This is a genomic window from Polynucleobacter sp. AP-Elch-400A-B2 (assembly GCF_018688355.1).
Taxonomy (GTDB): Bacteria; Pseudomonadota; Gammaproteobacteria; order Burkholderiales; family Burkholderiaceae; genus Polynucleobacter.
Genome location: NZ_CP061317.1, coordinates 1,881,403 through 1,903,493, shown reverse-complemented (window position 1 = coordinate 1,903,493; position 22,091 = coordinate 1,881,403). Strand labels below are relative to the sequence as shown.

The window sequence follows — 22,091 nt, the reverse complement described above, 5'->3', positions numbered from 1 at the left end:
TTGTGCGTCGTTTAGCCCGCCTCTATTTCATTTTCTTTACCGCATGGCGTTATGGCTTATTGCCACTGCTACGCGATATTCTGAAGCCTGGGATTGCTCGTGGCTTCTTAACAATTCTTTGCTGGGTATCACCAGGGCAATCGCTACCTAGGGGTGAGCGCATCCGTCTGACCTTAGAAGCGCTCGGGCCGATCTTCGTAAAATTTGGACAAGTGCTTTCTACTCGACGTGATCTGCTGTCGGAAGATATTGCTAATGAATTGGCAAAGTTGCAGGATCAAGTGCCGCCCTTTTCTAATGCAGAATCACGACTCTTAATTGAGAAGGCACTCGGCTTACCGATTGAAGAAATCTTTATTAGTTTTGATGCAACACCGGTAGCTAGTGCTTCCGTTGCTCAAGTGCATTTTGGAATCCTACGTGCCACTGAGAGGCATCCAGAATGGGATAGGCGAGAAGTTGCCATCAAGGTCCTACGTCCAGGCATCCTCCCGGTGATTGAGAGCGATATTGCCTTAATGTATGACTTGGCAAAAATTATTGAAAAATTATCTTCTGATGGCCGTCGTTTAAAGCCAACTGAAAACGTTGCTGAGTTTGATAGGCACCTGCATGATGAGCTAGATCTCATGCGTGAGGCCGCCAATGCCAGTCAGTTAAGAAGATATTTTGTTGATTCAGACAAGCTCATGATTCCAGAAATGTATTGGGATCTATGTCACACCAATGTGATTGTCATGGAAAAAATGAACGGTATATCTATCGGTCGTTTTGATGAATTACGTGCCGCTGGAGTCGATTTCAAAAAATTAGCGGCAGAGGGTGTAGAGATATTTTTTACCCAAGTATTCGAACATGGTTTTTTCCATGCAGATATGCACCCCGGAAATATCATGATCAGCTTGGAGCCAGATAGTTTTGGGCGATTCATATCTCTGGATTTTGGGATTGTTGGTGCATTAAGTGAAACTGATAAAAACTACTTGGCACTCAACTTTTTAGCCTTCTTTAATCGAGACTACCGCCGTGTTGCAGAATTGCACGTGGAATCTGGTTGGGTGCCTCCAGATACCCGAGTAGAAGAATTAGAGGGTGCAGTGCGCTCCGTTTGTGAGCCTTATTTTGATCGACCTTTAAAAGATATTTCTTTGGGCATTGTTCTGGTGCGTTTGTTCCAAACATCCCGTCGCTTTAAAGTCGAAGTGCAGCCACAACTATCCCTACTATCAAAGACATTACTCAATGTAGAAGGTTTAGCACGTGAATTAGATCCCGATCTCGATCTTTGGCAGACTGCAAAGCCGATCCTGGAAAAATGGATCAGCAGGCAGTTGGGTTGGCGTGGATTGGTTGAGGGGCTTAAGAGTGAAGCGCCTTCCTGGGCAAAAATACTGCCAACCCTGCCCCGCCTGATTGCGGAGAGTTTGGCGCAAGGGCGCGTTCCGCAAAGAGAGCAAAATGCTGAATTAGAGGTCTTAAAGGGCCTTTTAATGCAGGAAAGACGAACTCACCGCCTTTTGGTGGGCACCTTACTGTTTGCAGGCGGCTTTTTGGCTGGGATTTTGATAATCGGCCTTGGTCTTCACTAGACTGTCGCCGATTGCCGCTTAAACCGCTAAAATGCCAGGTTAGGCAAAGCGTAAGCGTGGGCAAATGAAAAAATACTTTATCGCAGGCATTCTGGTGTGGGCACCGATGTCAATCACTATTTGGGTGATTGCGGGTGGTTTGGGTGTGCTCGACGGTGTTTTTGGTTCTGTAATGCATGCCATTATTGCTGTATTCCCCAATCAGTTTTCCGGTGATTTGCAACATTTCCGTGAATTACCGGGCGTGGGAATTCTGATTGTTGTTTCAGTCATCATGATTACGGGTTTGCTTGCAATCAGTTTTGCGGGTCAGTGGTGGATGAAGGTGTGGAACCGCTTGATGAATCGCATTCCGATTGTGCGATCGATTTATTCTAGTGTTCAACAAGTATCTTCTACTTTATTTTCTGGCAGTGGCCAAGCGTTTAGTAAGGCATTATTAATTCGCTATCCCCACGCAGATTCTTGGGCGATTGCATTTCAGACTGGTATGCCAGCAAAAGAAGTTGCGGCTAAGTTGGGCGAGGACTACGTTAATGTTTTCCTGCCAACTACTCCAAACCCAACATCTGGATTTTTTATGATCGTTCCACGTGCACACACCATTGAATTAGAGATGAGTGTTGAAGAGGCGCTCAAACATATTGTTTCAATGGGATCCGTTCCTCCCACCAGTCCAACTGGTTTGACAGCTACTCAGTCAAACCATCATCTTTGATTTATAGGAAATTGTTATGTCGATGCGAAGCCATACCTGCGGTCAGGTAACTGAATCACTCATTGGTAAAGAGATTACCCTCTCTGGTTGGGTTAATCGTCGTCGTGACCACGGTGGTGTGATCTTTATTGATCTACGTGATCATCAAGGTTTTGTGCAAGTTGTTTGCGATCCAGATCGCCCTGAGATGTTTGTATTAGCCGAGCAGGTTCGCAATGAATTTTGTATTCAGATTAAAGGTTTAGTTCGTGCGCGTCCCGCTGGTACTGAGAATAGTGATTTAGCCAGCGGCAAGATTGAAGTGCTTTGTCATAGCCTAGTCATCTTGAATGCGTCTATTACCCCACCATTCCAATTGGAAGATGAGAATTTATCTGAGACTACACGCTTAACTCATCGTGTCTTAGATTTGCGTCGTCCGCAAATGCAAAAGAATTTACGTTTACGTTATAACGTGGCTATGGAATGCCGTCGTTATCTCGATGCTGCAGGTTTTATCGATATCGAAACACCGATGTTAACGAAGAGCACCCCTGAAGGTGCGCGCGACTACCTGGTGCCTTCACGTGTGCATGATGGTCAGTTTTTTGCCTTGCCACAGTCTCCTCAGCTATTTAAGCAGTTGTTGATGGTGGCTGGTTTTGATCGTTACTACCAAATTACTAAGTGCTTCCGTGACGAAGATTTGCGTGCTGATCGTCAGCCTGAATTTACTCAGATCGATTGTGAAACCGCCTTCTTGGATGAACTAGAAATCCGTGAGCTATTTGAAAACATGATTCGTCATATTTTCAAAGTCACTATGAACGTGGAGTTGCCCAATCCATTTCCAACCATGCCTTACTCAGAGGGTATGGCGCGCTTTGGTTCAGACAAGCCAGATCTGCGTGTGAATTTTGAATTTACTGAATTGACTGATTTAATGAAAGATGTCGATTTCAAAGTATTTTCTGGTGCAGCAAACCAAGAGGGTGGACGCGTAGTCGGTTTGTGCGTTCCTGGCGGTGCTGAGATTAGCCGTAGTGAAATTGATGATTACACTCAATTTGTAGCGATCTATGGTGCCAAAGGTTTGGCATGGATTAAGGTGAACTCGGTTGCTGAGGGCCGCAACGGTCTGCAATCACCAATTGTTAAGAACTTGCATGATGCTGCAATCGAAGGCATCTTGAAGCGCACTGGTGCTAAAGATGGCGATATTATTTTCTTCGGTGCTGATAAAGAAAAAGTGGTGAATGATGCTATTGGCGGTTTGCGTCTGAAGATTGGTCACTCTGCTTGGGGTAAAGAGCATGGTCTATCTACTGAGGGTTGGAAGCCATTGTGGGTAGTTGATTTCCCCATGTTTGAATATGATGAAGATAATGCCCGTTGGGTTGCATGTCACCATCCATTCACTAGCCCTAAAGACGAGCATATGCAGTATCTTGAATCGAGTCCCGGAAAATGTTTAGCCAAAGCTTATGACATGGTGCTAAACGGCAGTGAAATTGGTGGTGGATCAGTTCGCATCCATCAAGAAACAGTGCAAAGCCAGGTATTCCGCGCCCTGAAGATTGATGCCGAAGAGGCTCAAGCTAAGTTTGGATTCTTATTGGATGCCTTGCAGTACGGCGCGCCTCCACACGGTGGTATTGCATTTGGTTTGGATCGTATTGTCACGATGATGACCGGTGCTGAATCTATCCGTGATGTCATCGCCTTCCCGAAAACACAGCGTGCACAGTGCTTGCTTACTCAGGCTCCTAGTCCGGTAGATGAGCGTCAATTGAAAGAGCTTCACATCCGCTTGCGTCAAGCTGCCCCTGCTGCTTAATTAAGGCAGTATTTAGATCATCTTGAAAATCCCCATTTCGGTTTTAGTTGTTATTTATAAATTGAATGGGGAGGTCTTGCTAATCGAGCGAGCCGATAAAGCCAATTTTTGGCAGTCCGTTACGGGTAGCATTGATTTTCTCGATGAGGATCTTAGTGCCGCTGCCGCTCGTGAAGTCCTTGAAGAGACCGGAATTGATGTCCAATCTCTTCCAGCAGGCTCTTTACGGGATCTACAACATCGGATTGAGTATGAGATTTATCCGCAATGGCGTCACCGCTATGCCCTTGGGGTGACCAGAAATACCGAGCATTGGTTCTCATTGCTGGTTCCCAATAAGATCTCAGTCAGATTGGCGCCAAGGGAGCACGTGGCTTATCAGTGGCTGCCTTTTACGGAGGCTGCAAAAAAATGCTTCTCTCCCAGTAATGGTGAGGCAATTCTCAAGTTGTTTTCTGCGCATCAAAGCGTAACTGACTAAGATAGTGTGATGAGACATTCATCAGGGCATCATCATTCAGTAGCAGAATCAAAGCCATCACAGGGTAGCGACTGGAAGGTTATTCGTGACTTACTTCCCTATCTGCTGGAATACAAGTTTAGGGTTGCGATTGCTCTGACATGCTTAGTCGCTGCTAAGGTGACTAATCTTGGTATTCCGATTTTAATGAAGGAATTGATTGATGAGCTCAATATCAAAGCAGGCTCTCCTCAAGCTTTATTAGTTGTACCGGCCGGATTGATCTTGGCCTACGGCCTCTTGAGGGTGTCTGCTTCTTTATTTACCGAGCTGCGCGAATCCCTTTTTGCACGCGTTACCCAAAATGCCGTTCGTAAGGTAGCACTACAAGTTTTTGAGCATCTGCACTCTCTAGCGCTGAGCTTTCATTTGGCACGTCAGACCGGTGGGGTTAGTCGAGATATTGAGCGTGGTACACGTGGTATTCAGTCACTGATCTCTTATTCGCTTTACAGCATCCTGCCAACCCTGATTGAGTTTTGTTTGGTGCTTGGTTACTTGGCTTACGCATACGATATGTGGTTTGCCATTATTACCTTGATTGCATTGGTGCTCTATATTGCCTTTACGGTTGTGGTGACAGAATGGCGCACCCACTTCCGCCGCACCATGAATGACATGGATTCCAAGGCGAATCAGAAGGCAATTGATTCCTTATTGAATTTTGAGACAGTCAAGTACTTCGGTAATGAAGCCTTTGAGGCCAGCCGTTACGATCAAAATCTCATGCGCTATCAAGCAGCCGCAGTGAAATCACAAAAATCTTTAGCCGTACTCAATCTTGGACAGCAAGCAATAATTGCTGTTGGACTGGTCATGATTCTGTGGCGTGCTACTTTGGGTGTGATTGATGGATCTATGACCCTAGGTGACTTGGTTTTGGTTAATACCTTAATGATTCAGTTGTATATCCCGCTAAATTTCCTGGGCGTGATCTATCGTGAGATTAAGCAGGCGCTGACTGATATGGATCGTATGTTTTCACTTCTGAATACGGAGAAAGAGATTGCGGATGTGCCCAATGCCCAGTCTTTGCGTATCAGCAATCAAAGCCGTGGCCCAGACGTTCGTTTTGAGAATGTCTCATTTCATTACGATGCTAAACGTGAAATTCTGAAGGATGTTAGCTTTAGCATTCCTGCGGGAACGATTACTGCAGTGGTTGGGCAGAGTGGTGCCGGCAAGAGCACCTTAGCCCGCTTACTGTTTCGTTTTTATGATGTTCAGTCTGGCAAGATCCTGATTGATGATCAAAATATTATGGATGTCACTCAATTAAGTTTACGTAAGGCTATTGGTATTGTTCCTCAAGACACTGTCTTGTTTAATGACACCATTGGCTACAACATTGCTTATGGCAATCCTAATGCTTCGATTGAAGAAGTTCATGAGGCTGCTAGGGCGGCGCAGATTGATCGTTTCATCAAGCATCTTCCAGATGGCTACGACACCCAAGTAGGCGAGCGTGGCCTGAAATTATCTGGTGGTGAGAAGCAGCGTGTTGCGATTGCAAGGACTCTACTCAAAAAGCCAGCAATGTTAATTTTTGATGAAGCAACATCGGCGCTGGACTCTAAAACAGAACGGGCTTTTCAGGAAGAGTTGCTTGGCTTGGCTAAAAATCGTACGACCTTGATTATTGCCCATAGGCTGTCCACCATTATTCATGCGGATCAAATTTTGGTCATGGAGTATGGCCAGATAGTGGAGCGTGGAACGCATGCAGAGCTATTGGCTGCTAGTGGCCGATATGCTGAAATGTGGCAAATGCAAGAGCGCATCGTTCTTGATTAGAATATCTCTATGAGCCAGCAAGAAACTATTCTCAAAAATGCCTTTGCCGCGGCTTTAGCGGTGGCTGACCCAATTAAAATTGTTCCTGAATACCTCGGCAAGATCTTTCCTAAAGGCTTTGAGCCTAAAGAAAGATGTTTAGTGGTCGGCGCTGGTAAAGCCAGTGCATCAATGGCAACGGCCCTAGAGTCGCATGCTCAGAGTCATTGGCCTAATGCAAAGATTGAGGGGGTGGTATTGACCCGCTATGGTCACAACTCTCCTACTGGTCATATCCAAATTATCGAAGCGGGTCATCCTGTTCCTGATCAAGCCGGCATGGACGGTGCTAAAGAAATCTACCGCTTAGTTGGTGAATTACAAACTGGCGATATTCTGATTGCGTTGATCTCTGGCGGCGGTTCAAGTTTGCTCACTTTGCCTCAAGCTGGCATCAGTATCGAAGATATGCGCAAGACTACCGAGGCACTCTTACGCTCAGGTGCGCCAATTGAGGAGATGAATGTCGTTCGCAAACATTTGTCAGCGATTCAGGGTGGTAATTTGGCAAGGCTGGCTATTACACGTGGCGCTCGAGTTGAAGCATTATTGATTTCCGATGTGACTGGAGATTCTCCTGCAGATATTGCCAGTGGCCCTTGCGCGCCAGATTATTCGACCTACCAGGATGCTTTGGATATTTTGGCTAAATATCACTTAAGTTCTAACTCTATTCCAGAGTCTGTTTTATCTCATTTGCAGCGTGGTGTTGCTGGTGAAGTTCCAGAGACTCTAAAAGAAGCAGACCTACAAAATACAGCGGTCAGTAATCATGTGATTGCTACGGCCTATAAGAGTCTTGAGGCTGCGGCAGACTACGTCCGCACACAGGGTTACGAGCCCGTTATTTTGGGTGACACCATTACCGGGGAAGCTCAAGAGGTAGGTATAGAGCAAGCTGCCTTAGCCCGCCAGCATTTATCGACTAAGACTAATGAACCAATCGCCCTCATCTCGGGTGGCGAGTGCACGGTAACTATTCCTAATGGAATTAAAGGCCGTGGTGGTCGCTGCAGTGAGTATCTACTCTCATTCTTTGCAGCATCAACTGATCTTCCCCATGTTTCCGCATTGGCGGCAGATACTGATGGTATCGATGGTAGTGAAAAGAATGCTGGTGCGTGGTTTACTCCTGGGATCCGCCAGGCTGCCGATAAGCAAGGTCTAATCCCTGCGCAGTACTTAGCGCAGCATAATTGCTATGGTTTTTTTTCGCAATTAGATGCTTTAGTAGAAACTGGCCCTACACTGACAAATGTGAACGACTTCCGCATCATCTTGCTTGATAAATAATTATGTCCAATAGTCCAATACAAATTCAACTGATTCAGCCGGATGACTGGCATTTGCATATTCGTGATGGTGAAGTGATGCGAGATGTATTGGCCGATACTGCGCGCCAATTTGCGCGTGCCATCATCATGCCAAATTTGAAGCCGCCAGTGACTACGGTTGATTTGGCAAATGCGTATCGCGGTCGGATTGAGGCGAATCTTCAATCTTTGGGTGTCACTGGCTTTACACCATTAATGACCTTATATCTCACAGATAACACTGCTGCGGATGCAGTGCTCAAGGCAAAGAATGCTTGCATTGTTGGATTTAAGCTTTACCCTGCAGGAGCGACAACCAACAGTAATGCGGGTGTGAGTGATATCAAGCGTTGTTATGCTGCACTTGAAGCAATGCAGGCTGTCGGTATGCCCTTGTTAGTGCATGGTGAAGTGACTAGTGCTCACATTGATATCTTTGATCGTGAGGCGGTGTTTATTGATCAAGTGCTCGAACCTTTACGTAAAGATTTTCCTGAGCTGAAGATTGTGTTTGAGCACATTACTACTAAGCAAGCTGCGCACTATGTACGTGATGCGCATACTGCTGGAAAAAACAATATAGCCGCTACGATTACTCCGCAACATTTATTAATGAATCGCAATGCGATTTTTTCTGGTGGTATTCGTCCACATAACTACTGCTTGCCAGTACTCAAGCGTGAAGAACATCGCGTTGCCCTATTAGAGGCCGCAACGAGTGGCAGCCCCAGATTTTTCTTGGGTACAGATAGTGCACCCCATGCCAAGGGTGCCAAAGAAGCTGCTTGTGGTTGTGCTGGATGTTACAGCGCATTCAATGCGCTTGGTTTGTATGCTGAAGCATTTGAGAGTGTTGCTAAGTTGGATAAGTTTGAAGGCTTCGCTAGTTTCTTTGGCCCAGATTTTTATCTATTGCCACGCAATACCAAAAAAGTAACTTTGGTAAAGCAGGCGCAAAGCATTCCTGCAGAGCTTCCTTTGGGTGATGAAACGATTGTGCCGCTGCGTGCAGGTGAGACGATTGCTTGGACCTTGGCTTAAGTTGCCACACAATCCCCTAATTCATTTTTAGACTAAATTTCTGCGACTGCGTTAGACTGCAGGCGCAGAGTCAATTGGGCAATCGCCGCCTCTTTATTGAGGGGGAGGAAAGTCCGGACTCCATAGGGAATGGTGATGGCTAACGGCCATCCACGGTGACGTGAGGAATAGGGCCACAGAGACGAGCGTATTTAGTTACGGTGAAACGCGGTAACCTCCACCTGGAGCAATCCCAAGTAAGCAGGCGATGAGGCGTCCCGCTGAGTCTGCGGGTAGGGAGCTTGAGCCGTCAGGTAACTGCCGGCCTAGAGGAATGATTGCCCCTAGATGCAAATCTAGGCGACAGAATCCGGCTTATCGATTGACTCTGCACTTTCTCAATACTTATTCGTCATTCAGGACGTCGATGGAATAAGTAATTTCTGCCGTTTTGGCGAGCATGGTTGTCGCGGAGCAATACTTTTCGTGGGACAACTTCACTGCACGCTCAACCTTGGATAAATCGAGGTTTTTGCCTTTGACCGTGAAATGCAGGTTAATTTTGGTAAATACTTTGGGCTCAGTCTCTGCCCGCTCGGCTTTTAGCTGGACATCGCAGGCGCTAACCTCTTGGCGAGCTTTTTGTAGGATTGCCACCACATCAAAGGCAGAGCAGCCTCCAGTCCCCGCCAAAATTAGCTCCATAGGTCTTGGGGCGCTATTTTTGCCTCCAGCCTCAGGCGGTCCGTCCATAGTGACTTGGTGGCCACTGCCTGTTTTTGCCGAAAACGCCATGCCGCTATTACCCAACCAACTTACTTGACATTCCATGTTAGTGACCCCTAATTTAATAAATTAATCAATATTATCAATAGTTTAACAATAATAAGGGGGCTTAGCTGCTCAGCAATTTTTACTTAAAAGCATCAGAAAATTGATTTTGGTCAATATTCTTGCGTTGCACCATATTTCTCGATACAATAACCATATTGGTAGTCAGTCTTATATAAGAGATTGATTTACCGCCCAGTGTCTCCTCCACTTAGACATAGGTGGATTCCAACCCAGGACTAGTTCCTGGGTTTTTTTTGGGTTACAATTCAAGGCTTTACTGAATTACCGAACCAGTCAGCGGTAATTGTTTTACCAAGTGAATTACAGAATCTGCGAGCTTGCAAACATAAGCAGGGCCAAGGTGGACGTGGTTTAGTTGGAGTAACTTTTTTTGACTATAACAATTTGAGAAATCATGAAAACTTTTTCTGCAAAATCCCATGAGGTGGTGCATGAATGGTTCGTGATTGACGCTACGGACAAAGTCCTCGGTCGTGTCGCCAGTGAAGTGGCACTCCGTCTACGCGGCAAGCACAAGCCTGAATACACCCCACACGTTGATACCGGCGACTTCATTGTTGTCATCAATTCTTCTAAGCTACGTGTTACAGGCACAAAAGGCTTGAATAAAATTTATTACCGTCACAGTGGATACCCAGGTGGTATTAGCTCGACTAACTTCGACAAGATGCAAGACCGTTTCCCAGGTCGCGCTTTGGAGAAGGCTGTGAAGGGTATGTTGCCAAAAGGCCCACTAGGTTATGCCATGATTAAGAAATTAAAAGTCTATGGCGACGCCAGTCATCCGCATGCGGCTCAACAGCCAAAAGCGTTAGAGATTTAAGGAAACCAAATGGCTATTAATTACGGAAATTGGAATTACGGTACAGGTCGTCGCAAGAGCTCTGTAGCACGTGTATTCATTAAATCTGGCAAAGGTGAGATTACTGTTAACGGTAAACCTATCGATGCTTACTTTGCTCGCGAAACATCACGCATGATTGCTCGTCAGCCTTTGGCTCTCACAGCTCATCTAACAACCTTTGATATCAAAGTAAACGTTAGCGGTGGCGGTGAAACTGGCCAAGCTGGTGCAGTTCGTCACGGTGTTACTCGTGCATTGATGGATTACGACATCACTTTGAAGCCAGCCCTGTCTAAGGCAGGTTTGGTCACTCGCGATGCTCGTGAAGTTGAGCGTAAAAAAGTTGGTCTGCATGGCGCGCGTCGTCGTAAGCAGTTCAGCAAGCGCTAATTCTTTCAGTCGCTATAGTTTTATCGAAAGGGTCGCGCAAGCGGCCCTTTTTGTTTCTACAATCAGGGTATTAGAGAGATAAAATGCATCTGTCGGTATTTTGGAGAATGGCATGATTAAAGTTGGCATCGTAGGTGGCACGGGATATACCGGAGTGGAGCTACTGCGCTTATTGGCGCAGCACCCCGAAGTCAAGATCCAGGCAATTACTTCTCGCACAGAAGCTGGTATGCCAGTGGCTGAGATGTTTCCTTCTTTACGTGGTCGCATTGATCTTAAGTTCACGACACCAGATGAAGCTAAATTAAATGAATGCGATGTCGTGTTCTTTGCAACGCCTCACGGTGTAGCAATGGCGCAAGCAAAAGAATTGCTTGCTAACAATGTCAAGATTTTGGATCTGGCTGCCGACTTCCGTTTAAAAGATGTCAAAGAATTTGCTAAGTGGTACGGCATGGAACATGGTTGCCCAGAAATTTTGGCTGAAGCAGTTTATGGCTTGGCAGAAATCAATCGTGAAGAAATTAAAAAAGCCCGCGTCGTGGGTTTAGCTGGTTGCTACCCCACATCCGTTCAGCTTGGACTTGCTCCATTGCTCTCACCAAAGTCTACTGGTGGCAAACAGCTGATTGATGGCACGCATATTATTTCTGACTCTAAGTCAGGTACTTCAGGTGCTGGACGTAAGGCAGAAATTGGGACTTTATTGTCAGAATCAGCGGATAACTTTAAAGCTTACGCTGTAAAGGGTCATCGTCATCTTCCTGAAATTGTCCAAGGACTGAAGGCCATCGCCGGTCACGATCAGATTGGTCTGACATTTGTGCCGCATTTGACGCCAATGATTCGGGGTATTCATTCAACCTTGTATGTGCGCTTGACTGAGGCTGGAATGAAGGTGGATTTCCAAAAGCTCTATGAGGATTTCTATCAAGGCGAGCCTTTTGTAGACGTGATGCCAGCGGGCAGCCATCCAGAAACACGCTCTGTGCGGGGTAGTAATGGCCTCCGGATCGCCATTCATCGTCCCGGCGACGGAGATACTTTAGTTATTTTGGTGGTTGAGGACAACCTGGTGAAGGGTGCTTCAGGCCAAGGGGTTCAGTGTATGAACCTGATGTTTGGCTTGCCTGAGACCACTGGATTGACTCAGATTGCTGTTTCACCATAATGGGGCTAGCTGGAAAGACCTTTCAGCAAGCTTGGAATTAAAAGCCTAAAATGAATTATCGCATTTTGAAATAGGAGTAAATCATGACCCAATTAGCTACGCAACCAGTACAAGACTTAGCCGAGCCACCAACTCCCTTGGTGTTTACGGATAGCGCCGCTGCAAAAGTGGCTGACTTGATTGCTGAAGAAGGTAATCCAGAATTGAAGCTACGCGTATTCGTTCAAGGTGGTGGTTGCTCAGGATTTCAATATGGCTTCACATTTGACGATGCTGTGAATGAAGATGACACTCTATTTGAAAAGAATGGCGTGACTTTGTTGGTGGATTCAATGAGCTTCCAATATTTAGTTGGCGCTGAGATTGATTACAAAGAAGATATCAACGGTTCACAGTTCGTAATCAAAAATCCAAATGCCCAAACTACTTGTGGTTGCGGCTCTTCTTTCTCCGCATAAGAGTAAGTTAAATAACCTAAGCTGGATAGCAAGCGCCTAGAATCCTAGGACCTTTCGCTCCTGTAACGGCTGGCAGATTTGCTGGCCGTTTTTCTTTATGAGCCCACGCCAACCATGCGAATGCAAGACCTTCTACTAGTTGTGGATCAATCCCAAGTGCATCGCTGGTCACAATCTCAAGTGGGCTTTTAAATACCTCTTTAGTTTTGACTTTGAACAAATCTAGTAATGCAGTATTGCGGGTGCCGCCACCACAGACAATCAGAATCTGGGTTTGCGGTGCATAACGTAGCACCGCTTGGAGTGACGAGTCCACAGTCAGCTGCAACAGCGTAGCTTGCACATCTTCTGAGTTGATATTTTCTGAGCCAATATGCTTTTGTAGCCACTCCAAATGAAAGTCGTCACGGCCTGTACTTTTTGGCGGTGCTTTTGCAAAAAATGCATCAGTCATCATGCTTGAAAGTAGTGCTGGATTGACTTTGCCTTGAGATGCCCAGGTACCATTTTCATCAAAGGTGTGCCCTTGTTGATCCGCAATCCAGGCATCCATCAACATGTTGCCAGGACCACAATCAAATCCTTTTACTTCACCCTTGCTTGGCAGGAGAGTGAGATTGGCAATGCCACCGAGATTAAGGACGGCAATATTTTTATCCGTAGCAAACTGTTGTGCATGAAAGGCTGGCACTAAGGGGGCGCCATGACCGCCCGCAGCGAGGTCGCGACTTCTAAAGTCTGCGATGACATCAATCCCGGTCAGCTCTGCAAGCAGCGCGGGGTTGAGGGTTTGGTGTGTATAAGCCAGATGATGGGCAAGATCGGCTTGATGGCGAATGGTCTGACCATGGGCGCCAATTGCACTGATATCTTCAGGGGAAAGATTATTCTGGGCGAGCAAATGCTTGACTACATCTGCATAGGCTATCGCGAGGGCATTGGCAGCCTGATTTTCCCGATGAATCTCGTTTGGCCCCGGACTCTGTAAGTCCAGAAGAGCTTTACGCAACTCAGGGGTAAAGGTAGTGCTCATGGACCCCAAAAGGCTGGTATCACCAGCTACCCCAATCCTTGCCAGCACAGCATCTATCCCATCTAGGCTGGTGCCAGACATCAGGCCAATATAGAGTGGGTGGGGCTTATTCATGCGGTATCAGGGCTTTGTTCTCAGGAGTGCGACAATTATGCTTTAGCAATCTAAATACTAATTTAACCGAATCAGTTCACTAATACAGCATGACGGCTAAACCAGAACAAAAATACCCACTGACCCCCGAAGTTTTTGCAGCCCTTGAAGTGACTAAAAGGGGGTGTGATGAGTTATTGGTTGAGGCCGATTGGATTCAGAAGCTGGCTAAGAGCCAGGCAACAGCCACGCCTTTGCGTATTAAGTTGGGCTTGGATCCTACTGCCCCTGATATTCATTTGGGTCATACAGTTGTTTTGAACAAATTACGTCAGCTCCAAGATTTAGGTCATACCGTGATTTTCTTGATTGGTGATTTCACGAGCATGATTGGCGATCCTTCTGGACGCAATGCAACACGCCCACCACTGACTGCAGAAGAAATTGCCGTCAATGCGCAGACTTACTACCGTCAAGCGAGCATGGTGCTAGATCCCGCTAAAACGGAAGTCCGCTATAACAGCGAGTGGTGTGATCCATTAGGTGCACGCGGCATGATTCAGTTAGCGGCGCGATATACCGTTGCGCAAATGTTGGAGCGCGATGACTTTACCAAGCGCTACCGCAGTGGTGTACCCATTTCTGTACATGAGTTCTTATATCCATTGATGCAGGGCTACGACTCTGTTGCTTTGAAGAGTGACTTAGAGCTTGGCGGTACTGATCAGAAATTTAATCTCTTAGTTGGTCGCGAACTCCAACGTGAGTATGGCCAAGAGCCACAATGTATCTTGACAATGCCACTCCTCGTTGGTTTGGATGGCGTGGATAAGATGAGTAAGTCCAAAGGTAATTACATTGGCATTAGCGAGCCTGCTGGTGAGATGTTTGGCAAGCTCTTAAGCATCTCCGATGAATTGATGTGGGATTACTTCACATTATTGTCATTCCGCCCTATGGCTGAAATTGATTTAATGAAGCAAGAAGTTGCTGCCGGTAGAAATCCTAAAGATTGCAAAGTGCTACTCGCACAAGAAATCGTTGCTCGTTTCCATTCGCAAGCTGCTGCAGAAAAAGCACTTGAAGACTTCAATCACCGCGCTAAAGGTGGTATACCTGACGAGATTCCAGAAGTTAGTCTGACTGGTGCTCCTATGGGCATCGCCAGCCTTCTCAAGGCTGCAGGCCTTGCCCCATCAACATCAGAGGCGATACGCAACATCGAGCAAAACGGTGTGAAGATTGATGGCGCAACAGTGGCTGACAAACAATTAAAAATCGAGGCCGGTATCTTTGTTGTGCAAGTAGGTAAACGTAAATTTGCCAAGGTGACACTGGTTAAATAGCAGTCAAGAAATTGACTGTACCGCTCAATACATCACATTGCTATTTGAGAGAAAAAAGAACCACGATGAGACATTCGCTTAGATATCTTTTAAAGAAATATACTTTTTATTTTGGCGGAGATCAGCCACATATTTCTTGGTTAGAGCGCTTTCGATCAGGGTTCGGTATATTTGTAGGCCTTTTACTTGTACTCACTATCTCAAAGTATCTTGGAGATCTCAGTGGTGTCAATGAGTGGCTTATGGCTTCCCTCGGTGCTAGTGCTTTACTAGTTTTTGTACTTCCACAGAGCCCTATGGCCCAACCTTGGGCGGTCATTACCGGCAATACCTTATCTGCTTTAGTCGGTATTTCAGTAATTCATTTTGTAGACGATCCGCTGATGGCAATGTCATTTGCAGCTAGCTTATCCATTTTTGGAATGTTTATTTTGCGCTGCTTGCATCCCCCAGCCGCTGCAATTGCTTTAATTGTGGTGCTTGGTAATGTCATGCATTATCGGTATGCATTTTTTCCAATAATGATAGATTCTGTAGTGCTAGTTTTGGTTGGAGCGGCCTACAGTAACTTAACAGGTAAAAGTTACCCCAATAGACCAAACTAGGATTGGTAACTTTCCTTAGCTTATCTGACCATTATCACTAGGTGGTGTTAAGCCAAAATGCTCATAGGCTTGACGGGTTGCCACTCTCCCACGAGAGGTTCTTTGTAGGTAGCCTTGTTGAATCAGGTAAGGCTCTAATACATCCTCAATAGTGTCACGCTCTTCACTAATCGCTGCTGCTAAGTTATCAATCCCAACGGGGCCACCATCAAACTTATGCAAGATGGCTTCCAATAATTTTCTATCCATCACATCAAAACCACTGGGGTCGACATCGAGCATCTTCAAGGCTGCGTCAGCCATCGCTTTAGTGATGGTGCCAGTACCCTTGACTTCAGCATAGTCACGCACTCGACGTAATAATCGATTGGCAATACGTGGAGTACCTCTAGCGCGCTTCGCAATCTCCATTGATCCCTCGGGGTCAATATCGGCTTTAAGCAAGCTAGCGGAACGCGTAATAATTTTGGTGAGCTCTTCGGTCGTGTAGAACTCGAGTCTTGCCACAATGCCAAAGCGATCACGTAGGGGATTGGTGAGCATGCCGGCACGAGTAGTGGCACCAATCAAAGTAAATGGCTTGAGATCAATCTTGACGCTACGCGCTGCAGGACCCTCACCAATCATGATGTCTAAGCTATAGTCCTCAAGAGCGGGATATAGGATCTCTTCAACTACCGGAGAGAGGCGATGAATCTCATCAATAAAGAGCACATCATTTGCTTCTAAATTGGTCAACAATGCTGCAAGGTCACCAGGTCTATCCAAAACCGGGCCACTGGTTTGGCGTAAGTTCACACCAAGCTCTCTGGCGATAATGTGGGCTAGAGTGGTTTTACCAAGCCCGGGAGGGCCAAACAAGAGAACGTGATCCAGAGCTTCTTGTCTTGCTCTAGTCGCTGTAATGAAAATCTCTAATTGGGCACGAGCCTTAGTTTGGCCAACATATTCATCAAGTTGTTTTGGGCGCAGGGCCCTTTCAAAAACTGCCTCAGAATTGCCTACCGCGCCACTAACAATGCGGTCATTGCCTTCCGGTAAATCTTCGGGGATTGAGCTGAGGTCTTCTGTGTGGATTGCCATACTTCAAGTGTAGTGGTGTTTGGGTAACTGCTTATGAAGTCTTCGAGAGGTATTTCAGACCCATGCGGATGCCATCTGATACGGTGCTATCCGGCGGGATTTGTTTGAGGGCGAGATGAGCCTCTTTTTCTGAATAACCCAGCGCCAAGAGGGCCTGCAATACCTCGCTGCTTACTTCAACTGCCTGGGGCTTACCGCCAACGATTCCTAAATCTGGAGCTAGCTTACCTTTGAGTTCGAGGCAAAGACGTTCAGCAGTCTTTTTACCAATGCCGGGGACTTGAGTCAGGCGTCCTGCTTCTTGCATGGCAATTGCTTGGGCCAATTCATTGACACTCATGCCAGAAAGTACGGCAAGTGCCGTGCGTGAACCAACGCCACTAATCTTAATCAGTTGTCTAAATGCTTCACGCTCAGTTTCAGTGGCAAAGCCAAAGAGTTGCTGCGCATCTTCTCGGACTTGAAAATGTGTGAGAAGTATGATTTTTTGATTAGTCTCTGGTAATTGATACAGGGTGCTCATGGGCACATCGATCTCATAGCCAACACCTTGGCAATCAACCAAGAGGCGGGGCGGATGAACTGAAACGAGGATTCCTTGAATGCGACCAATCATGTGAGGATCTTAACCTGTTTGTATTGTTATTTCTTGCTATTCTTTTTGGGTGCAAGAGCTGTAGTAATTGCTTTCGGAATCTGGGCATGATGTGCAGCGCAAATAGCTACCCCTAAAGCATCTGCCGCATCTGTTCCGGGTGCGCGGCTCAGGCGCAGTAAGCGCTTCACCATTTCTTGAACTTGTGGCTTAGTAGCTCTACCGGTTCCCACAATCGATTGCTTCACTCTCAGTGCGCTGTACTCGGCAACAGGGAGCTTGTCAGATACTAAGGCTGCAATTACCGCACCTCGCGCTTGACCCAGCATGAGCGTGGAGCGAGGATTGACGTTCAGAAACACTTCTTCGATAGCTGCTTGCTCTGGGCGGTAGGTCTCTAAAACCTCTTTGATCCCCGAATACAGGATCCCCAATCTAATAGGCAGGCCTTGGTCTGGATCACCACTTTCAATTGTCCCAGAGGCTACGTAGGTCAGTTTTTGGCCATCAACATCAATGACGCCAAAACCGGTTGTTCGTAGACCGGGGTCGATTCCTATCCAGCGCATAAGTGCTTAGTGGCGGAAGTGGCGTGTGCCAGTAAAGATCATGGCAATGCCGTGCTCATCAGCTGCTGCAATGATTTCATCATCACGCATACTGCCACCCGGTTGGATAGCGCAGCTTGCTCCGCCGTTCACAACGACATCTAAGCCATCGCGAAATGGGAAGAAGGCATCACTCGCTACTGCTGAGCCTTTGAGGCTGAGGCCAGCATTTTCAGCCTTAATGCTTGCCATGCGAGCAGAGTCTACGCGGCTCATTTGTCCAGCACCAATACCGAGAGTCATGCCATTAGCACAATACACAATCGCATTAGACTTCACAAACTTCGCAACGCGCCAAGCAAACATCATGTCGTGCATTTCGCTTGGAGTTGGGAGGCGCTTACTCACAACGCACATTTCGTTCTCAAGCACGTTCTTTGCATCAGGAGACTGAACTAGTAAGCCACCACCAACACGCTTAAAGTCAAAAGCATTAAATGCAGTGCCCAGTGGAATCTCTAAGAGTCGCACATTTTGTTTGGCGGCAAATATTGCTTTAGCTTCAGCGCTAAAGCTAGGTGCAATCAGCACCTCTACAAACTGTTTAGAAATCGCTTCAGCTGCGGCGCCATCACAGGACACATTAAAAGCAATAATTCCACCAAAGGCTGAACTTGGATCTGTTTTGAAAGCTTTTTGATAGGACTCAAGGGCGTTGGCAGCAACCGCTACACCGCAAGGGTTAGCGTGCTTGATGATGACGCAGGCTGCAGCCCCACCAGCGTTGCCAGTAAAACTCTTAACGCATTCCCAGGCAGAGTCAGCATCAGCGATATTGTTATAAGAAAGTTCCTTGCCTTGCAATTGCTTGTAATTAGCAAGCGCGCCATCGACTGGATAGATATCTTTATAGAAAGCTGCTGATTGGTGTGGGTTCTCACCATAACGCATCTCTTGCACTTTTTCAAAGGCAAGGTGCAGTGTTTCTGGATAGGCGGAACGTTTCTTGTGATCGAGGTCATCACCTAGTGCAGATAAATAATTAGCAATCGCGCCGTCATATTGGGCGGTATGGGCAAATACTTTTTTAGCTAAACCCAAATTGGTCTTATAAGAAACTACGTTCTGATTGGCTTTCATCTCTTCGAGAACAGGCGCGTAATCATCTGGGGAAATCAATACAGTCACATCTTGGTGATTCTTAGCGGCAGCGCGCAACATCGCTGGACCACCAATATCAATGTTTTCAACTGCATCTTCAAATGAACAATCTGCTTTAGCAACTGTTTCATTAAACGGATAAAGATTAATCACGAGCATATCGATCGTATCGATACCATGTTCTTTCAAGGCAGCCATATGCTCTGGGAAGTCTCGGCGGGCCAATAAGCCGCCATGCACCATTGGATGCAAGGTCTTTACGCGACCATCGAGCATCTCTGGAAACTTGGTAAGAGAAGATACTTCCACTACGGGTAGATTATTTTCGGCTAGGAGTTTTGCAGTGCCACCAGTAGAGATCAGCTTGATGCCTTGCTCATGAAGTACTTTAGCAAAGGGCACAATGCCATTTTTATCGGAAACAGAGAGTAAGGCTGTGCGGATCATATTTTTCAGAAGGTTTAATTAAGAATTTGCAAATGGGGTCTGACTTATTTCAGGAGCTGATGCTCAACTAACTTTTTGTGAAGCGTATTGCGGTTAATACCCAGGTATTGCGCCGCCAAAGATTGATTCTGCTTTGCGTGTTGCATTACTAATTCCAGCATGGGCTTTTCAACTACTGCGAGAACCATTTGGTATATGTCGGATGGAGGTGTTCCTTTGAGATCATTCAAATAAGCTTGGAGTTGGGTCTCAATGCATTCGGTAATGGGGTGCTTATTAGTCATGGATAAATTAAATAAAAAACTAAATTTAGGCTGCTTCTAAAAATAACAAACTATCTGAATGGGATTTCATTTCATTGAAAAAATCATTCACCATTTGTAATTGGGTTTTGCAATCGTCGGCAGTGTTCATTTTTTGGCGGAAGGCATGGGAGTCACGCAAGCCCTTGCAGTACCAGCCGATATGCTTACGCGCTGTGCGTAAGCCAACGTATTCACCATAAAACTCATAGTGATCTATCAGATGGACATTCATGATCTCTTGAATCTCATTAATCTGCGGTGTCGGTAACTTACCGCCTGTTTCCAGAAAGTGATTAATCTCACGAAAAATCCAAGGGCGTCCCTGAGCAGCGCGGCCAATCATGATGGCATCAGCACCAGTTTCTTTTAAAACGAATTCTGCTTTTTCTGGAGTAGTGATGTCGCCATTGGCAACCACAGGAATGGCAACGCTATTCTTCACTGCGGTAATGGTTTCATACTCAGCTTCGCCGTGATACAGATCAGCTCGCGTGCGGCCGTGAACTGTCAGCATGGAGATGCCTGATTGCTCAGCCAGGCGCGCAATATGAATCGCATTTTTATGTTCACGATCCCAGCCTGTGCGAATCTTCAGTGTCACAGGTACCGCATCGGGGCCTACTCCAACAGCCTGAACTACAGCCTCTAAAATTTGCTGCACCAAAGGCTCATCTCTTAGTAGCGCCGAACCAGCCGCAACATTGCATACCTTTTTTGCTGGGCAACCCATATTGATATCAATAATTTGGGCGCCATGATCAACGTTAAGCTTCGCTGCAGCAGCCATCATCTGCGGATCAGCCCCAGCAATTTGGACTGCGATAGGCTTAAATTCACCTTGGTGGTTAGCGCGACGTTGGGTTTTTTCGCTCTTCCATAGCAAAGCGTTGGAGGCGATCATTTCAGATACGGCATAACCAGCACCGAGCTTTTTGCAAAGCTGACGAAATGGACGATCTGTTACCCCAGCCATCGGGGCAACAAACAATTTATTTGCGAGAAGGTGTCGGCCAATCTTCATGTGTTTCGGGCTAGGTTCCGGATGGCTTTTAGGGCTGGAGGAAAGGGTGTCACTTTAGCACAAATCAGCCTGCATTTGCCTAAAAAATAGGCACACTCCATGACTTAGGTCAAACAGGGAATGCTGGTATTTTGGAGGGCATTTCAGCCTCTTAGCGCCTACCAAACATCATCTGCCGGGCTAAGGCTGTTTTGATGGGAGGGAGCCACTGGAGGGCCGATAAAGCCAATCCACGGCCAATCACAACAGGAAATAGATTGGAGGTAAAGATTCTGGCCATAAAGTCAGTTAGGCCTATGGTGGCAGACCGATCGAGTTTGCGGCTTTGGGCATATTCCTGCAGGGTAGTTTCAATGGCCAGAGGTGTTTTTTGATCCTCAGACTTAGAGAAGAGGATGCTGAGTTTTTCCGCCAAGAGATAAGCATCCCGTAATCCAAGATTGAGACCCTGTCCCGCAACGGGATGTAAGGTCTGGGCGGCATTACCAATCCAAACTTCATTAGCTTGAGTAATTTCTTTGCGGTAATTGAGTCCTAGTTCGTAAAGTCGGCGATCTTGGATTTTAAGAAATTGTCCAATGCGTGAGCCAAACTCAGCTTGCAAGCTTTTTAGAAAATCAGCATCACTTAAAGCTAGGCGTGCCTGTGATGAACTTGGAGTTCCACACCAAATCAGATTCAGAATATTGGGACCGTAGTGGCTCGGTAAAACTGCCAGAGGTCCTTCAGAGGTGAAGCGCTCCCACGCTTGGAAGGGTGATCCATTTTCAACCTCGACTAATCCGACTAAGGCAGATTGCTCGTAGTCTCTGCCAGATTCCACCCAGTCTTGGGTTTTAAATAAACCACCTTCAGCATGCACTACACATTTGGCTTGAATATTTTCAACATCGGCGCTGGCATCGATGTGCTTCCAAATAAAATGCGGGCTATTTTTTTGGATATCTCTTAAAGCTTTGCGCAGCGTGAGGTGAATATCGCGATAGCGAATAATGTGGCCTAAAGCCTCTTGACCAAGCTCTTCGCGGGTCATCAGAGCACGACCAAAGCGACCTGATTGCGAGACATGTACCCGATGAATATCAGCGCATTCAGTAGGCCACGCATTGATGGTGTCTAACAATAGCTTGCTACCGTGAGATAGGGCGACTCCCCGGCTATCGGCATTAACTAAATCAGCGTCATCTGCAGGATTGCGATCCAGTAGCGCGATATTGGCTTCAGGAAATTTTTGCAAGCACCATGCTGTACAGGCTAAGCCTACTGGCCCACCGCCTTGAATCACAATATCGAAGTTCTCTGCTGACATGCTTGATAATCTATTTTG

Annotated in this window: 22 protein-coding genes and 1 other RNA gene; 14 read left to right on the top strand and 9 right to left on the bottom strand. The window is 46.5% G+C overall.

What is annotated here, in order from left to right:
- Positions 1 to 2 precede the first annotated feature (2 nt).
- The 8 genes from ubiB (at position 3) to rnpB (ending at position 9,203) form a co-directional block, all read left to right on the top strand.
- Positions 3 to 1,589, top strand: a complete 1,587-nt coding sequence (gene ubiB, locus FD977_RS09760) for a ubiquinone biosynthesis regulatory protein kinase UbiB (RefSeq protein WP_215305375.1) — start codon at positions 3 to 5, stop codon at positions 1,587 to 1,589.
- 64 nt (positions 1,590 to 1,653) lie between these two features.
- A complete protein-coding gene (locus tag FD977_RS09755; RefSeq protein WP_215305373.1) occupies positions 1,654 to 2,307 on the top strand; it encodes a DUF502 domain-containing protein in 654 nt (217 codons plus the stop codon).
- Between the two features lie 16 nt (positions 2,308 to 2,323).
- On the top strand, positions 2,324 to 4,123 hold the full coding sequence (gene aspS, locus FD977_RS09750) for an aspartate--tRNA ligase (protein ID WP_215305371.1): 1,800 nt from the start codon (positions 2,324 to 2,326) through the stop codon (positions 4,121 to 4,123).
- A gap of 22 nt (positions 4,124 to 4,145) precedes the next feature.
- Positions 4,146 to 4,604: a dihydroneopterin triphosphate diphosphatase gene (gene nudB / locus FD977_RS09745; RefSeq protein WP_371743107.1), complete on the top strand. Its 459-nt coding sequence runs from the start codon at positions 4,146 to 4,148 to the stop codon at positions 4,602 to 4,604.
- Between the two features lie 9 nt (positions 4,605 to 4,613).
- Positions 4,614 to 6,437: an ABC transporter ATP-binding protein/permease gene (locus FD977_RS09740; RefSeq protein WP_215305369.1), complete on the top strand. Its 1,824-nt coding sequence runs from the start codon at positions 4,614 to 4,616 to the stop codon at positions 6,435 to 6,437.
- Between the two features lie 9 nt (positions 6,438 to 6,446).
- Entirely contained in the window at positions 6,447 to 7,769 is a 1,323-nt protein-coding gene (locus FD977_RS09735) for a glycerate kinase (RefSeq protein ID WP_215305368.1), read from the top strand.
- A 2-nt stretch (positions 7,770 to 7,771) separates the two neighbouring features.
- On the top strand, positions 7,772 to 8,830 hold the full coding sequence (gene pyrC / locus FD977_RS09730) for a dihydroorotase (RefSeq protein WP_215305367.1): 1,059 nt from the start codon (positions 7,772 to 7,774) through the stop codon (positions 8,828 to 8,830).
- Positions 8,831 to 8,896: 66 nt separating this feature from the next.
- An RNA gene (rnpB, locus tag FD977_RS09725) (RNase P RNA component class A) lies at positions 8,897 to 9,203 on the top strand.
- 11 nt (positions 9,204 to 9,214) lie between these two features.
- Here rnpB and FD977_RS09720 read toward each other — a convergent pair.
- Positions 9,215 to 9,640 (bottom strand): OsmC family protein, encoded by a 426-nt coding sequence (locus FD977_RS09720; protein ID WP_215305365.1) that lies wholly within the window; start codon positions 9,638 to 9,640, stop codon positions 9,215 to 9,217.
- Between the two features lie 418 nt (positions 9,641 to 10,058).
- On the opposite strand from FD977_RS09720, the gene rplM reads away from it, so the two are divergent.
- The 4 genes from rplM to erpA all read left to right on the top strand — a co-directional run bounded on the left by rplM (position 10,059) and on the right by erpA (position 12,527).
- Entirely contained in the window at positions 10,059 to 10,487 is a 429-nt protein-coding gene (rplM, locus tag FD977_RS09715; protein ID WP_015422034.1) for a 50S ribosomal protein L13, read from the top strand.
- Positions 10,488 to 10,496: 9 nt separating this feature from the next.
- Complete coding sequence (rpsI, locus tag FD977_RS09710; protein WP_215305363.1) at positions 10,497 to 10,898, top strand: 30S ribosomal protein S9; 402 nt, start codon at positions 10,497 to 10,499, stop codon at positions 10,896 to 10,898.
- A gap of 112 nt (positions 10,899 to 11,010) precedes the next feature.
- On the top strand, positions 11,011 to 12,069 hold the full coding sequence (argC, locus tag FD977_RS09705) for an N-acetyl-gamma-glutamyl-phosphate reductase (protein WP_215305361.1): 1,059 nt from the start codon (positions 11,011 to 11,013) through the stop codon (positions 12,067 to 12,069).
- 83 nt (positions 12,070 to 12,152) lie between these two features.
- Positions 12,153 to 12,527 carry an iron-sulfur cluster insertion protein ErpA gene (erpA, locus tag FD977_RS09700; protein WP_215305360.1) on the top strand — a complete coding sequence of 125 codons (375 nt, stop codon included), beginning with the start codon at positions 12,153 to 12,155 and terminating at the stop codon, positions 12,525 to 12,527.
- A 16-nt stretch (positions 12,528 to 12,543) separates the two neighbouring features.
- On the opposite strand, the gene FD977_RS09695 is transcribed toward erpA, so the two are convergent.
- Entirely contained in the window at positions 12,544 to 13,674 is a 1,131-nt protein-coding gene (locus FD977_RS09695) for an anhydro-N-acetylmuramic acid kinase (RefSeq protein ID WP_215305358.1), read from the bottom strand.
- 89 nt (positions 13,675 to 13,763) lie between these two features.
- Between FD977_RS09695 and tyrS the strand changes: the two genes are divergently transcribed.
- Complete coding sequence (tyrS, locus tag FD977_RS09690) at positions 13,764 to 14,999, top strand: tyrosine--tRNA ligase (RefSeq protein ID WP_215305356.1); 1,236 nt, start codon at positions 13,764 to 13,766, stop codon at positions 14,997 to 14,999.
- A 65-nt stretch (positions 15,000 to 15,064) separates the two neighbouring features.
- A complete protein-coding gene (locus FD977_RS09685) occupies positions 15,065 to 15,604 on the top strand; it encodes an HPP family protein (protein WP_215305354.1) in 540 nt (179 codons plus the stop codon).
- 15 nt (positions 15,605 to 15,619) lie between these two features.
- On the opposite strand, the gene ruvB is transcribed toward FD977_RS09685, so the two are convergent.
- The 7 genes from ruvB to FD977_RS09650 form a co-directional block, all read right to left on the bottom strand.
- Positions 15,620 to 16,687: a Holliday junction branch migration DNA helicase RuvB gene (gene ruvB, locus FD977_RS09680; protein ID WP_215305352.1), complete on the bottom strand. Its 1,068-nt coding sequence runs from the start codon at positions 16,685 to 16,687 to the stop codon at positions 15,620 to 15,622.
- A gap of 31 nt (positions 16,688 to 16,718) precedes the next feature.
- A complete protein-coding gene (gene ruvA, locus FD977_RS09675) occupies positions 16,719 to 17,303 on the bottom strand; it encodes a Holliday junction branch migration protein RuvA (RefSeq protein ID WP_215305351.1) in 585 nt (194 codons plus the stop codon).
- A gap of 26 nt (positions 17,304 to 17,329) precedes the next feature.
- A complete protein-coding gene (gene ruvC / locus FD977_RS09670; protein WP_215305349.1) occupies positions 17,330 to 17,851 on the bottom strand; it encodes a crossover junction endodeoxyribonuclease RuvC in 522 nt (173 codons plus the stop codon).
- Between the two features lie 6 nt (positions 17,852 to 17,857).
- Positions 17,858 to 19,438 (bottom strand): bifunctional phosphoribosylaminoimidazolecarboxamide formyltransferase/IMP cyclohydrolase, encoded by a 1,581-nt coding sequence (purH, locus tag FD977_RS09665; RefSeq protein ID WP_215305347.1) that lies wholly within the window; start codon positions 19,436 to 19,438, stop codon positions 17,858 to 17,860.
- A 44-nt stretch (positions 19,439 to 19,482) separates the two neighbouring features.
- Positions 19,483 to 19,722 carry a helix-turn-helix domain-containing protein gene (locus tag FD977_RS09660; RefSeq protein ID WP_215305346.1) on the bottom strand — a complete coding sequence of 80 codons (240 nt, stop codon included), beginning with the start codon at positions 19,720 to 19,722 and terminating at the stop codon, positions 19,483 to 19,485.
- Positions 19,723 to 19,747: 25 nt separating this feature from the next.
- Positions 19,748 to 20,764, bottom strand: a complete 1,017-nt coding sequence (gene dusB, locus FD977_RS09655) for a tRNA dihydrouridine synthase DusB (RefSeq protein ID WP_215305345.1) — start codon at positions 20,762 to 20,764, stop codon at positions 19,748 to 19,750.
- Positions 20,765 to 20,915: 151 nt separating this feature from the next.
- Positions 20,916 to 22,073: an FAD-dependent monooxygenase gene (locus FD977_RS09650; RefSeq protein WP_215305344.1), complete on the bottom strand. Its 1,158-nt coding sequence runs from the start codon at positions 22,071 to 22,073 to the stop codon at positions 20,916 to 20,918.
- Positions 22,074 to 22,091 lie beyond the last annotated feature (18 nt).